The sequence below is a fragment of the Pseudomonas sp. FW305-E2 genome (assembly GCF_058782925.1).
In genome coordinates this window covers 1-12,483 of record NZ_JBYSYE010000045.1, presented here as the reverse complement: position 1 = coordinate 12,483, position 12,483 = coordinate 1, and the positions used below count along the sequence as shown (strand labels likewise).

At 62.6% G+C, this 12,483-nt stretch carries 12 protein-coding genes and 1 riboswitch; of the genes, 8 read left to right on the top strand and 4 right to left on the bottom strand.

All coding sequences use genetic code 11. The annotated features are described in order from the left end of the window. Window positions 1-64 precede the first annotated feature (64 nt). Window positions 65-325, top strand: coding sequence for a hypothetical protein (locus AC3WLP_RS23680; protein WP_012051192.1), 261 nt, complete (start codon window positions 65-67; stop codon window positions 323-325). Window positions 326-448: 123 nt separating this feature from the next. On the opposite strand, the gene AC3WLP_RS23675 is transcribed toward AC3WLP_RS23680, so the two are convergent. Next, complete coding sequence (locus AC3WLP_RS23675) at window positions 449-1,618, bottom strand: 1-acyl-sn-glycerol-3-phosphate acyltransferase (RefSeq protein WP_003247351.1); 1,170 nt, start codon at window positions 1,616-1,618, stop codon at window positions 449-451. Between the two features lie 122 nt (window positions 1,619-1,740). Between AC3WLP_RS23675 and AC3WLP_RS23670 the strand changes: the two genes are divergently transcribed. The 4 genes from AC3WLP_RS23670 to AC3WLP_RS23655 all read left to right on the top strand — a co-directional run bounded on the left by AC3WLP_RS23670 (window position 1,741) and on the right by AC3WLP_RS23655 (window position 3,868). Continuing rightward, window positions 1,741-1,926 (top strand): CPXCG motif-containing cysteine-rich protein, encoded by a 186-nt coding sequence (locus tag AC3WLP_RS23670; RefSeq protein WP_003247349.1) that lies wholly within the window; start codon window positions 1,741-1,743, stop codon window positions 1,924-1,926. Next, window positions 1,926-2,186, top strand: coding sequence for a putative signal transducing protein (locus tag AC3WLP_RS23665; protein WP_003247348.1), 261 nt, complete (start codon window positions 1,926-1,928; stop codon window positions 2,184-2,186). Before AC3WLP_RS23670 ends, AC3WLP_RS23665 begins: the two co-directional genes overlap by 1 nt. Window positions 2,187-2,201: 15 nt before the next feature. Then, on the top strand, window positions 2,202-2,822 hold the full coding sequence (locus AC3WLP_RS23660; RefSeq protein ID WP_003247346.1) for an SOS response-associated peptidase: 621 nt from the start codon (window positions 2,202-2,204) through the stop codon (window positions 2,820-2,822). 227 nt (window positions 2,823-3,049) lie between these two features. Beyond that, on the top strand, window positions 3,050-3,868 hold the full coding sequence (locus tag AC3WLP_RS23655) for a M48 family metallopeptidase (protein WP_003247344.1): 819 nt from the start codon (window positions 3,050-3,052) through the stop codon (window positions 3,866-3,868). Between the two features lie 43 nt (window positions 3,869-3,911). Here the strand turns inward: AC3WLP_RS23655 and AC3WLP_RS23650 are convergent, their stop codons facing one another. From AC3WLP_RS23650 to AC3WLP_RS23640, 3 genes are all read right to left on the bottom strand, one after another. Beyond that, window positions 3,912-4,496 carry a TMEM165/GDT1 family protein gene (locus AC3WLP_RS23650; protein WP_003247342.1) on the bottom strand — a complete coding sequence of 195 codons (585 nt, stop codon included), beginning with the start codon at window positions 4,494-4,496 and terminating at the stop codon, window positions 3,912-3,914. Between the two features lie 87 nt (window positions 4,497-4,583). Continuing rightward, window positions 4,584-4,724, bottom strand: a riboswitch (yybP-ykoY riboswitch). A 40-nt stretch (window positions 4,725-4,764) separates the two neighbouring features. After that, window positions 4,765-5,763 carry a methyltransferase gene (locus AC3WLP_RS23645; RefSeq protein WP_014755338.1) on the bottom strand — a complete coding sequence of 333 codons (999 nt, stop codon included), beginning with the start codon at window positions 5,761-5,763 and terminating at the stop codon, window positions 4,765-4,767. A gap of 54 nt (window positions 5,764-5,817) precedes the next feature. Continuing rightward, window positions 5,818-6,783 carry a 2-hydroxyacid dehydrogenase gene (locus tag AC3WLP_RS23640; RefSeq protein ID WP_010952003.1) on the bottom strand — a complete coding sequence of 322 codons (966 nt, stop codon included), beginning with the start codon at window positions 6,781-6,783 and terminating at the stop codon, window positions 5,818-5,820. Between the two features lie 293 nt (window positions 6,784-7,076). Here AC3WLP_RS23640 and AC3WLP_RS23635 point away from each other — a divergent pair, with 293 nt between their 5' ends. From AC3WLP_RS23635 to AC3WLP_RS23625, 3 genes are all read left to right on the top strand, one after another. Then, the gene (locus AC3WLP_RS23635) at window positions 7,077-8,759 is read left to right on the top strand and encodes a fatty acid--CoA ligase (RefSeq protein WP_012051196.1); all 1,683 of its coding nucleotides are present in this window, start codon (window positions 7,077-7,079) and stop codon (window positions 8,757-8,759) included. A gap of 331 nt (window positions 8,760-9,090) precedes the next feature. Further along, a complete protein-coding gene (locus AC3WLP_RS23630; protein WP_012051197.1) occupies window positions 9,091-10,977 on the top strand; it encodes a DUF1302 domain-containing protein in 1,887 nt (628 codons plus the stop codon). 25 nt (window positions 10,978-11,002) lie between these two features. Then, window positions 11,003-12,367 (top strand): DUF1329 domain-containing protein, encoded by a 1,365-nt coding sequence (locus AC3WLP_RS23625; protein ID WP_014755342.1) that lies wholly within the window; start codon window positions 11,003-11,005, stop codon window positions 12,365-12,367. Window positions 12,368-12,483 lie beyond the last annotated feature (116 nt).

Sequence of the window (12,483 nt, the reverse complement as noted above, 5' to 3'; positions counted from 1 at the left end):
GGGCGCCACGGTGCGACTTGGGTAGAATGCTGGCCTTTGTCACTGCTCACATCGAGGTCGCGTGATGTCCTTGCAAGTGCTCTGGGGGTTCCTGGCCGCCCATCCCACCAAGCTGATCAACCTGCTGGCGCTGCTGCTGACCTGCCCGGGCGGTTTGCTGCTGCACAGTGCGCGGCGGCGCGAGGCCGAAACCCGCGCGTACATGGCAGTAGACGAGGGGGTAGTGGACGCTTTCGAACTTCGGGTGCCGAAATACTTCTACATCCTGGGCTTTTCGTGCCTGGCGATGGCGCTGCTGCTGTCCTGGTTCAGCACCTGGGTCTGAGAACCATCGGGGCCGCGTTGCGGCCCAATCGCGACACAAGACCGCTCCCACAAGGGTGGACGCAATTCTCTGTGGGAGCGGCCTTGTGTCGCGTTTGGGCTGCAACGCAGCCCCCGGGATCGATCAGGCGACCGGCGTCTGCTGCCGGACCTGGTACTGGTTGCGCACCGGCGTCGCATACTGCAACACCAGGTACGGCCGCTGCTCTTGCGGGCAGGCATCCAGACGCCGTTGCCATTCTTCCTTGGCCTTGGCCAGCTCATCCGCCGGGAACACCTTCTCGGCGCTTGGCACCTGCAGGGCTTCGTCCTTGCCTTCCCACATCGCATACGCCAGGTAATGCACCGGGAACAGTCGGTAGCCCCCCAGAATCTGCCGGTCAATCTCTGCCGCCAGCTGTTTTGTGTCTTCGTGGTACTCGGTTACCGGCGGCGCGAAGTTGATGTGGACTCGGCCCTTGTAGCCGGTAATGCCTTTGGCAATGCTGTTGTCATCTTCGCCCGGCGCCTTCTTGTAGGTGCCGGTTGTGGCGCGGATGTACAGCTCGCGGGCCTTGGCCTGATCGCACGGGTCGTATTCGTAGCTGATCGACACCGGGGTCAGGTTCAGGCTCTGGATAACCGCACCGAACGGCTCGTCCTTGCGGCTCATGTGGAACATCTTGAGGATCGCCGAGTCGGTACGGTCGTCACCGTCCTTGGCCCGACCTTCGGCCTGGGCAATCCAGATCGAGGTGGCATCGTTGCGGATCGAGTGGTTGATGTAGGCCGATAGCAGTTGGTAGGCAGCCAGTTTTTCGCGCCGCCCGCTGATCGAACGGTGCACGATGAAGCTTTTGTTCAGGCGCATCATGTCGCTGACAAAGGGCTTTTGCAGCAGGTTGTCGCCAATGGCGATGCGCGGCGTGGGCAGGCCGGCGTGGTACACGGCATAGTTGACGAAGGCCGGGTCCATGACGATATCACGGTGGTTGGCCAGGAACAGGTAGGCGGTGCCGGCCTTGAGCTGTTCCACACCCGAATAGGTGACGCCGTCGGTGGCGCGATCGATGGTCTGGTCGACGTAGTACTCGACTTTGTCCTGCAGGGTCGAGACACAGGTAACGCCGGCGAATTCCTTGCGCAGGCGGCGTGCGATCAAGGGCTTGAGCAACCAGCCGAGAGCACCGGCCGCACGCGGAAAGCGGAAGTGAGTGAGGATATCGAGGAATGCCGGGTCGCTGAGCAGGCGTGCCAGAACGGCAGGGACCTCAGCGTCGTCGTACGGTCGGATGGCATCGAATTCGCCCATCATGCTCTCTTGTTGGAAACGGCTAGGGTAATAAGGTAGGGACGGGCTCCGAAAAACGGCTCGGACGCACACAGACCCTGTAAACAGACCGGCAATTATACGCATAAGTCACTGCGGAGGCCGCGATGCTGGAAACCGACTTCTATGATTGCCCTTATTGTGGCGAACGTGTGGAAACTACCGTCGATCTGTCTGCGGGCGACCAGGTTTATACCGAGGATTGTCAGGTGTGCTGCCAGCCTGTGGTGTGCATTCTGCAGGTGCATGGTGACGAATGGATGCTTGAAGTCCGCCGCGAGGACGACGCCTGATGCAGCGCATCTACGAACCGGAAAGCCTGCTCGAGGCGCAAATGCTGGCAGGCATGCTTGCCAGCGAGGGGATCGATGTACACGTGGTCGGCCGTGACCTGCTCGGTGCCGCCGGCGAGCTGCCCTTGCAGGGCCTGTTGGGGCTTATCGTGGCTGATGAGCAGGCCGAATGCGCACGGCAGCTGATCGATGCGTACAATGATGCCCAGCCACTGGTTGGCGACGAGCCGGAGCATGTCCCCGGTACCTTGATCTGCTAGGTTCTGAATTCCCCCATGTGTGGACGTTATGCCCTGTTTCGCTGGCCCCAGGCCCTTGCCAGTCTGCCGGGTTTTCCCGTCGGCCAGCCGGCCCAATGGAATATATCGCCAGGGGCGTCGGTGCTGATCCAGCGCCAGCTTGATGGCCAGCAGCAACTGGCAAAGGCGCGCTGGGGGTTGACCCCGGCCTGGCTCACCGACCTGTCCCGTACCCCCGCCCATGCCCGGGCCGAAACGCTGGCCGAGCAACCGATGTTTCGCGATGCATTTCGCCAGCGTCGCTGCCTGATGCCGGCCAACGGCTTTTACGAATGGCGTGGCAACGTGCGCAAACGCCCGTTCTGGTTGACCCCGGGGGAGGGCGCGTCGCTGTATTTTGCGGCGGTGTGGGAGGCCTACCCGGTGCAGGACCAGGTATGGTTGAGTTGCGCGGTGGTGACCCAGGCGGCCATGAACCAGCGTCGGCCGCTGATACTGGACGAGGCCGGACAGGCGGCCTGGCTCGACCCGGACACGCCGGTTACCCGCTTGCACGAGCTGCTGGCCAGCCCACCTGCGACGTTGCGTGAGCGGGCCTTGGCCAATTTCGTCAATGACCCGAAGCTGGATGCGCCGGAGTGTCTTACCCCGGCTTGATGGGGGGCTGTGCCGGCCCTTTCGCGGGCAAGCCCGCTCCTACAATGATCGTGTTACCCCTGCTGTAGGAGCGGGCAAGCCTGCTCCTGCCCTCGGTCGTGTTACCCCTGTAGGAGCGGGCTTGCCCGCGAAGAGGCCGGTACAGGCGACGAAAATCTTCCCTGCGGCTATGGCAGCCACTGGCGACTCGGCCTAGGATACGCCGCATGTGGATAGGGAGTGTTTTCATGCGTAAGTCTTTTGTCGTCAGCCTACTGAGTGCTGGCATCCTGCTGGCCGGCTGCCAGGCGGTGAATACCACCAGCGGCGGTGCTGTTGGCGTCGAGCGCCAGCAGTACATGTTCAGCATGCTCTCGACCGATGAGGTCAACCAGATGTACGCGCAGTCGTATCAGCAGACCCTGGGTGAAGCGTCGAGCAAGGGTGTGCTCGACAAGTCCAGCGCCGATGCCAAGCGTGTGCAGGCCATTGCCAACCGCCTGATCGCCCAGGCGCCCAAATTCCGCCCGGATGCCGCGCAGTGGGACTGGCAAGTCAACGTGATCAAGAGTGATGAACTGAACGCCAACTGCGGCCCGGGCGGCAAGATCATCGTCTACACCGGGCTGATCGATCAGCTCAAGCTCACCGATGCGGAAATTGCCGCAGTGGTGGGGCACGAGATTGCCCACGCCTTGCGCGAGCATAGCCGCGAGGCCATGTCCAAGGCATACGGTGTGGAAATGGCTCGTCAGGGTGCCGGTGCCATCTTCGGCCTCGGCCAGAGCAGCATGGCCATGGCCGACACGGTGGTGAACTACGCCATGACCTTGCCAAACAGCCGGGCCAACGAGAACGAGGCCGACCTGATTGGCCTGGAGCTGTCGGCGCGTGCCGGCTACGACCCGAATGCCGCGATCACCTTGTGGAACAAGATGAGCAAGGCTTCCGAAGGTGCACCGCCTGAGTTCATGAGTACTCACCCGGCGTCCGCGAGCCGCATTGCTTCGCTGCAGGCGGCGATTCCGAAGGTGATGCCGCTGTATCAGGCAGCAGCCAAGCAATAAATGCCTGAATCGTGGGGCTGCATGGCAGCCCCCGGTTTTCCCTTTATCCAATCCAGCCACTGGCCTTCATTGCCGAATAGACGGCCACGATCGCCAGCACGAAGAACGCCGTTGCCGCCAGGCGGCGAATCAGCGTCAACGGCAGTTTGTCAGCCGCGAAGTTACCCGCCAGTACCACCGGCACGTTGGCAATCAGCATACCCAGGGTAGTGCCGATAATGACCATGATCAGGTGCGGATACTGCGCAGCCAGCATCACGGTGGCGACCTGGGTCTTGTCACCGATTTCGGCCAGGAAGAACGCAATCAGTGTCGTCAGGAACGGCCCGAAACGGCGAGCCGGGTTCTCGTCGTCATCCATCTTGTCCGGTACCAGGGTCCACAGTGCGGTGGCGGTAAAGCTCGCGGCCAGGATCCAGTGCAGTGCCGAATCGCTGAAGAAGCTGCCGACCCAAGCCCCCACGGCACCGGCTGCGGCATGGTTGGCCAAGGTGGCGGCGATGATGCCGGCGATGATCGGCCAGGGTTTGCGGAAGCGGGCAGCGAGAATGAGTGCGAGCAGTTGCGTCTTGTCGCCGATCTCGGCCAGGGCAACGATAGCGGTGGGGACCAACAGTGATTCCAGCATCAGGATTCCTACGGGGGCGGGTCGACACGGCTATGACACGTACAGCCTCCCCGCCCCGGGTAAGGTGTGCGTGTCATAGGTCTTGTCAAACCCTCGATCCGTCTATGCGGATCTCGCCATGCAGGCGTGCATGGTGGGTCGCACGCGCCATGGTCTGTGGACCAAGTATGTTGACGCGTACCGGGCGAGCTGGGTGCTCGCGGGAGACTACTCCCCTAGGACGGTGCGGATTCTGCCTAGGCAAAACGTTTTCGGCAAGCGCTGTTTTTTATCCGCGAGTTGCCTGGTAGATGCGGAAACCGTCGGCCTCGTCACGTACCTGGCAGTTGCCCAACGCCCCTTCGATCAGTGGTTGGTAGCGCAGGAAACTGTTGGCAACCAAGCGCATTTCGCCACCTTTTCGCAGATGAAAGGCGGATTTTTTCAGCAAGTTTTCCGAAGCCTGATAGTTGGTATGAACGCCGGTGTGGAATGGCGGGTTGCTCAGGATAAGGCTCAGTTCGGTAGGGGCGGCGTCGATGCCATCGCCACTGATCACTTCGCCTTCCAGGCCGTTGGCAGCCAGCGTCAGGCGGCTGGCGGCCACGGCGAAGGCATCCACGTCCAGCAAGGTCACCCGGCTTTGTGGGTAACGGCGTTTGAGCGTGGCCCCCAGTACCCCGGCACCGCAGCCAAAGTCCAGCATGTGACCACCGGGCAGGCCGTCAAGATGCTTCAGGAGCAGGGCCGTACCTCGGTCGAGTCGGCCATGGCTGAATACCCCAGGCAGGCTGATCACCTGCAGCGGGCCGTCTTCCAGGGCCAGCTCGAAGCGCTCGGCCAGGCTTTCCAGCGGTTTTGCCTGCGGTGCCTGGTCGATGGTCACTTGCCACAGCTGGCAGTGCCGGGCGCTGTCGAGCTTGCGTGGCTTGCCAAAGGCCGCCAACTGCTTGGCCGCGCCCTCGATGCCACCGCGCTTCTCACCGACCAGGTACAGCTCGCGGCCAGCCAGGCGCGACGCCAGGGTATTGAGCAGATAGGCGGCCAGCTCGCGGGATTTGGGCAGGAACAGCACGGCGCTTTCGAATGCTGCTTCAGGGGCCTCGACGCCGTAATGGCTGCGGCCTGCGAAGCGGCTTTCGAGCATGGCCTGATCGCCGGCATGCCAAGTCCAGGCCTGGGCCTGAGGCAACTGGCCGAGCAGGTCGTCGGCGGGGGCGCCGGCGATCAGCAGCGGCCCCTGAAACAGCTCTGCCTGGCGGAGCAACACTTCACTGCGCGGGTCCATGGACGACGTCTCCTGGAAAAAAGTGGCGCAGTGTAGCAGAGGCAGGCGCCTGGCTCAGCTGACCACGCGGCGTGGCTGCCCGGCGAAGAAGGCCTGGGCGTTCTCACTGAGCTGGCCGACGATGCGCTGGCGCGACTCTACGGCACCCCAGGCGCTGTGCGGGGTGATGATCAGGCGCGGGATGCCGGGCTCCAGCAGCGGGTTGCCGTTGACCGGCGGCTCCACGCTCAGCACGTCGGTCGCCGCGCCGCCCAAGTGACCACCGCGCAGGGCATCGGCCAACGCCTGTTCGTCGATCAGGCCGCCACGGGCGGTGTTGACCACCAGCGCGTTGGGTTTGAGCAGGGCCAGTTCGCGGGCACCGAGCATATGCCGGGTGTGCTCGTTCAGCGGGCAGTGCAGGGTCAGGGCATCGACTTGCGGCAGCAACTCGTCCAGCGGCAGCCGGTCGGCGCGCTCCGGGCGGCCAGGGATCTGCCCGCTCAGCACACGCATACCGAAGGCTTCGGCCAGCCTCGCCACTGCGCCGCCCAGTTCACCGTGGCCGAGCAGGCCGAGGGTTTTGCCCTCCAGTTCGACGATAGGAAAGTCCAGCAGGCAGAACTGGCTGGCCTTGGCCCACTGGCCATCGGCCACCGCCTGGTTGTAGTCGCACAGCCGAGTGGCCAGGGCCAACAGCAGGGCCAGGGTATGCTGGGCGACAGACGGCGTGCCGTAGCCCTGGCAGTTACACACGGTGATGCCCTGGGCGCGGGCGGCGGCCAGGTCGACATTGTTGGTGCCGGTGGCGGCCACCAGGATCAGCTTCAGTTGCGGGTTGGCAGCCAGGGTAGCGGCGTCGAGCATGACTTTGTTGCTGACCACTGCCACGGCGCCCTGCAAGCGTTCCGCGACCTGTTCCGGGCGGGTGGCGGCGAACAGTTCGAACTGGTCGAACTGCTGCTTCAGGGGCGAAAGGTCGAGGTCGCCAAGGTCCAGGGACTGGTGATCGAGAAACACGGCGCGACGCGGGCTGGGCATGAAGATCTCCGGTGGCAGGGAGGGATAAGGGCGTTGTGGCCATTCGCAGGCACGCCCGCGCCCGCAAGGTCACCACAACCCTTGCAGGCGCGGGCTTGCCGGCGAAGAGGCACTCGGCTTCGGCGCAAACCTGAAGCCGCCGCCGCAGTGTCTAGCTCAACCTTGCTGCCCGTCAACGCCCGCCACTCATACCTTTGCCGCGCAAATCATTCCTTCGGCTGATTTGGCCGTCACATTGGCGAACTACAGTAAACCCAGACTTGTCCGGCCCGCTTTTCAGAAAAGGGATCCCCATGTTGCAGACACGCATCATCAAGCCCGCCGAGGGCGCCTATGCCTATCCATTGCTGATCAAGCGCCTGCTGATGTCCGGCAGCCGCTATGAAAAGACCCGGGAAATTGTCTACCGCGACCAGATACGGCTGACGTATCCACAGCTCAACGAGCGCATTGCCCGCCTGGCCAATGTGCTGACCGAGGCCGGGGTCAAGGCCGGTGATACCGTAGCGGTGATGGACTGGGACAGCCATCGCTACCTGGAATGCATGTTCGCCATCCCGATGATCGGCGCTGTGGTGCACACCATCAACGTGCGCCTGTCGCCCGAGCAGATCCTCTACACCATGAACCACGCCGAAGACCGCGTGGTGCTGGTCAACAGCGACTTCGTGGGCTTGTACCAGGCCATCGCCGGGCAGCTGACCACTGTCGACAAGACCTTGCTGCTGACCGATGGCCCGGACAAGACTGCCGACCTGCCCGACCTGGTCGGGGAGTATGAGCAGCTGCTGGCGGCGGCCAGCCCGCGCTACGACTTCCCGGACTTCGACGAGAACTCGGTGGCCACTACCTTCTACACCACTGGCACCACCGGTAACCCCAAGGGCGTGTATTTCAGCCACCGCCAGTTGGTGCTGCACACACTGGCCGAGGCCTCGGTCACCGGCAGTATCGACAGCGTACGCCTGTTGGGCAGCAACGACGTGTACATGCCCATCACCCCGATGTTCCACGTGCATGCCTGGGGCATCCCCTACGCCGCCACCATGCTCGGCATGAAGCAGGTGTACCCGGGCCGCTACGAGCCGGACATGCTGGTCAAGCTGTGGCGTGAAGAGAAGGTCACCTTCTCCCACTGCGTACCGACCATCCTGCAGATGCTGCTCAACTGCCCGAACGCACAGGGGCAGGACTTCGGCGGCTGGAAGATCATCATCGGCGGCAGTTCGCTCAACCGTTCGCTGTACCAGGCCGCCCTGGCGCGCGGCATTCAGCTGACCGCTGCGTATGGCATGTCGGAAACCTGCCCGTTGATCTCCGCAGCACACCTGAACGATGAACTGCAGGCCGGCAGCGAGGATGAGCGCGTCACCTACCGTATCAAGGCCGGTGTGCCGGTGCCGTTGGTCGAAGCGGCCATCGTCGACGGCGAAGGCAACTTCCTGCCCGCCGATGGTGAAACCCAGGGTGAGCTGGTACTGCGTGCGCCGTGGCTGACCATGGGCTACTTCAAGGAACCGGAGAAGAGCGAAGAGCTGTGGCAGGGTGGCTGGCTGCACACCGGTGACGTCGCCACCCTCGACGGCATGGGCTACATCGACATCCGCGACCGCATCAAGGATGTGATCAAGACCGGCGGCGAGTGGGTTTCCTCGCTCGACCTGGAAGACCTGATCAGCTGCCACCCGGCCGTCCGCGAAGTGGCGGTGGTGGGGGTGGCGGACCCGCAGTGGGGTGAGCGCCCGTTTGCCCTGCTGGTGGTACGTGACGGCCACGCTATCGACGCCAAGGCACTGAAGGAACACCTCAAGCCGTTCGTCGAGCAAGGTCATATCAACAAGTGGGCGATTCCAAGCCAGATCGCCGTTGTTACTGAAATTCCCAAGACCAGTGTCGGCAAGCTCGACAAGAAACGCATCCGCCAGGACATCGTCCAGTGGCAGGCCAGCAACAGCGCGTTCCTTTCCACGTTGTAACCGTTGTGCGGGTCGCGCACGTCAGAGCGTGACCCGCATGCTAGAGAGCCCGCCGCCTTGCCAAACGACAGAAATGCGCCATCCTTGAGCACTGCCAGCCCGCAACCGGAGCAAAACTGCAGCGAGTTGGTGGCATGGAGCGCAAATCACACTTTAGAGGGATCAAGCGCCTGTGCCTGCTGGCTATAGTCGGGGCCAGGGGATTTTCAGGAATGGGGGAGGGCGACATGCGCAAGCTGTGTCGCCGCGGGTGCAAGCCTGCAAACCGGTCGCTCGGGCCGTTCTTGAAAGGACTCACTGCCATAACAAAAAAGTACATGGAGTAGCGTCGATGAAATCTGCAAACCTGTTCTGGCGCCGGGCCAAGCTGCCCTTGGCCGTCAGCCTTGCTTCCACGCTCGCAAGTCCTGCTTTCGCTGTCAGCTTCAACATTGGTGAAATCGAAGGCCAGTTCGACTCGTCGCTCTCCATCGGCGCCAGCTGGTCGACGGCCAACCCCAACAAGAACCTGATAGGGGTGAACAACGGCGGCAAGGGCCTTTCACAGACGTCCGACGATGGCCACCTGAACTTCAAGAAGGGCGAAACCTTCTCCAAGATCTTCAAAGGCATTCATGACCTGGAGCTCAAGTACGGCGACACCGGTGTGTTCGTGCGCGGCAAGTACTGGTACGACTTCGAGCTGAAGGACGAGAACCGCGAGTTCAAGGACATCAGCGACTCCAACCGCAAGGAAGGCGCCAAGTCGTCCGGCGCCGAGCTGCTCGACGCCTTTGTCTACCACAACTACTCCATCGGCGATCAGCCTGGCTCGGTGCGGTTTGGCAAGCAGGTAGTGAGCTGGGGTGAAAGTACCTTCATCGGCGGCGGCATCAACTCGATCAACCCCATCGACGTGTCGGCGTTCCGCCGCCCCGGGGCCGAGATCAAGGAAGGCCTGATTCCCGTCAACATGTTCTACATCTCGCAGAGCCTGACCGACAACCTGTCGGCCGAGGCCTTCTACCAGCTCGAGTGGGACCAGACGGTCGTCGACAACTGCGGCACCTTCTTCTCCCAGCCGGACATCATTGCCGATGGTTGTACCGACAACTTGCGCGTGCTCAATAGCAGCCGCACGGTGCCGGGCGCTGCGCAGCAGTTCCTCGCCTCGCGGGGCGTGAACATCAACGAAGAGGGTGTGATGGTGCGCCGTGGTGCCGACCGCGATGCGCGTGACAGCGGCCAGTTCGGTGTGGCCATGCGCTATATGTTCGAGCCGTTGGACACGGAGTTCGGCGCCTACTTCATGAACTACCACAGCCGTGCACCCATCTTCAGTGCCACAGGGGCTCCGCCGTCCGTGTTCGCCGGGCTGAGCGCCCTGCCTGCACAGCTGCGCGCATTGGCGCCTCTGATTGTGGCGGGTAATTCCGAGTACTTTGTGGAATACCCCGAGGATATCCGCCTCTATGGCTTGAGTTTCTCCACCACGTTACCCACTGGCACTGCCTGGAGCGGCGAAGTCAGCTACCGCCCTAACGCGCCAGTGCAGCTCAATACCACGGATATCCTGTTCGCCGGTGTCCGTCCCATTGGCGGCGCGTTGAGCAACGCATCGTTGCTGACCGGTACGCCGGGGCAAGACCTGCATGGGTATCGCCGCAAGGAGATCACCCAGTTCCAGACCACCCTGACCCATTTCTTCGACCAGGTGATGGGCGCCAGCCGGATGACAGTAGTCGGTGAAGTGGGTGTCACCCATGTCGGCGGCCTGGAGAATGCCCACGATACCCGCTACGGTCGCGACCCGGTGTTCGGCCCAGGTCCATTGCCATCCACCGGTGGCGCCGATACCTGCCAGGCGCTCAATGGCAGCACCATCGCTGGCGCGGGTGCGGGGACATCCACCACCAACCTGAACCGCAAATGCGAGAACGACGGCTACACCACCAGCACTTCCTGGGGTTACCGCGCCCGTGTCATCTGGGACTACAACGACGTATTCGCGGGTATCAACCTGAAGCCGAGCGTGGCCTGGTCGCATGACGTGTCCGGCTATTCGCCGGGCCCTGGTGCCAACTTCGAGGAAGGCCGCAAGGCAGTCAGTCTGGGCCTGGACGCCGAGTACCAGAACACCTACACGGCCAGCCTGTCGTACACCAACTTCTTCGATGGCAAGTACAGCACCGTGGATGACCGTGACTTCGTCGCGCTCAGCTTCGGCGTGAACTTCTAAGCATACAGATCCAGGACGACACGACATGAACAAGACCAGAAGTCTGCTGCAAGCCGGTGTACTGGGCCTGTCCCTGCTGGCGACCAGCGTCATGGCTGCGGTATCCGCCGACGAGGCGGCCAAGTTGGGCAGTACCCTGACCCCGATGGGGGCTGAAAAGGCCGGCAACGCCGATGGCTCGATCGGCCCTTGGGAGCCGCTGTCGAAGAGTGCGGGCAGCGTCGACGGCAAGGGTTTCCTGGCCGACCCGTATGGCAGTGAAAAGCCGCTGTTCACCATCACTGCGCAAAACGCCGAGCAGTACAAGGACAAGCTTTCGCCGGGCCAGATGGCCATGCTCAAGCGCTACCCGGACACCTTCAAGATCCCTGTATTCAAAACCCATCGCGGCTCCACGGTACCTGCGGACGTGTTCGCCGCCATCAAGAAAAACGCCACCCAGACCACGCTGACGGAAGGCGGCAACGGTTTGAACAACTTCAACACGGCGGTGCCGTTCCCGATCCCGAAAACCGGCCTGGAAGTGATCTGGAACCACATCACCCGTTACCGGGGGGGTAGTGTCAGCCGCCTGGTGATCCAGGCCACGCCGCAGCAGAACGGCTCTTTCAGCCCGGTTTACTTCTCCGACCAGTTCGTCTTCCGCGACAAGATGAAGGATTACGACCCGAACAACCCAGGCAACATCCTGTTCTACTTCAAGCAGGAAGTGACCGCGCCAGCGCGCCTGGCCGGGACCGTGCTGCTGGTGCACGAAACCCTCGACCAGGTGAAGGAGCCGCGCAAGGCGTGGATCTACAACGCCGGCCAGCGTCGCGTTCGCCAGGCGCCGCAAGTGTCGTATGACGGCCCGGGTACCGCCGCCGACGGCCTGCGTACGTCGGACAACCTGGACATGTTCAACGGTGCGCCAGACCGCTACGACTGGAAGCTGGAAGGCAAGAAGGAAATGTACATCGCCTCCAACGCCTTCAAGCTGGATGACCCCAAGCTGAAGTACGCCGACATCATCAAGGCCGGGCACATCAACCAGGACCTGTCCCGTTACGAGCTGCGCCGCGTCTGGCACGTGGTTGCAACCCTGAAGCCGGGCCAGCGGCACATCTACGCCAAGCGGGACTTCTACATCGATGAGGACACCTGGCAGGCCGCAGTGATCGACCAGTACGACGGCCGTGGCCAACTGTGGCGCGTGTCCGAGGCCCATGCTCAGCCTTATTACAACGTGGAAGTGCCTTGGTACACCCTGGAAACCATCTACGACCTGCAGTCCGGTCGTTACCTGGCCCTGGGCATGAAGAACGAAGAGAAGCGCGCTTACGACTTTGGCTTCAGTGCCAGCAAGGCCGATTTCCAGCCTGCAGCGCTGCGTCAGTCGGGTATTCGCTAAGCTGAAATCACTGAACGCCGTCTGATCCCCAGAACGCCCCGGCTTGCCGGGGCGTTTCTATTTCCTGAACCGGCCTCTTCGCGGGTGAACCCGCTCCTACGCGGAACCTGTAGGAG

Excerpts from the sequence above, each read along its gene's own strand:
- AC3WLP_RS23680 (WP_012051192.1), top strand. The coding sequence starts at position 65 with ATGTCCTTGCAAGTGCTCTGGGGGTTCCTGGCCGCCCATCCCACCAAG.
- AC3WLP_RS23675 (WP_003247351.1), bottom strand. The coding sequence starts at position 1,618 with ATGATGGGCGAATTCGATGCCATCCGACCGTACGACGACGCTGAGGTC.
- AC3WLP_RS23670 (WP_003247349.1), top strand. The coding sequence starts at position 1,741 with ATGCTGGAAACCGACTTCTATGATTGCCCTTATTGTGGCGAACGTGTG.
- AC3WLP_RS23665 (WP_003247348.1), top strand. The coding sequence starts at position 1,926 with ATGCAGCGCATCTACGAACCGGAAAGCCTGCTCGAGGCGCAAATGCTG.
- AC3WLP_RS23660 (WP_003247346.1), top strand. The coding sequence starts at position 2,202 with ATGTGTGGACGTTATGCCCTGTTTCGCTGGCCCCAGGCCCTTGCCAGT.
- AC3WLP_RS23655 (WP_003247344.1), top strand. The coding sequence starts at position 3,050 with ATGCGTAAGTCTTTTGTCGTCAGCCTACTGAGTGCTGGCATCCTGCTG.
- AC3WLP_RS23650 (WP_003247342.1), bottom strand. The coding sequence starts at position 4,496 with ATGCTGGAATCACTGTTGGTCCCCACCGCTATCGTTGCCCTGGCCGAG.
- AC3WLP_RS23645 (WP_014755338.1), bottom strand. The coding sequence starts at position 5,763 with ATGGACCCGCGCAGTGAAGTGTTGCTCCGCCAGGCAGAGCTGTTTCAG.
- AC3WLP_RS23640 (WP_010952003.1), bottom strand. The coding sequence starts at position 6,783 with ATGCCCAGCCCGCGTCGCGCCGTGTTTCTCGATCACCAGTCCCTGGAC.
- AC3WLP_RS23635 (WP_012051196.1), top strand. The coding sequence starts at position 7,077 with ATGTTGCAGACACGCATCATCAAGCCCGCCGAGGGCGCCTATGCCTAT.
- AC3WLP_RS23630 (WP_012051197.1), top strand. The coding sequence starts at position 9,091 with ATGAAATCTGCAAACCTGTTCTGGCGCCGGGCCAAGCTGCCCTTGGCC.
- AC3WLP_RS23625 (WP_014755342.1), top strand. The coding sequence starts at position 11,003 with ATGAACAAGACCAGAAGTCTGCTGCAAGCCGGTGTACTGGGCCTGTCC.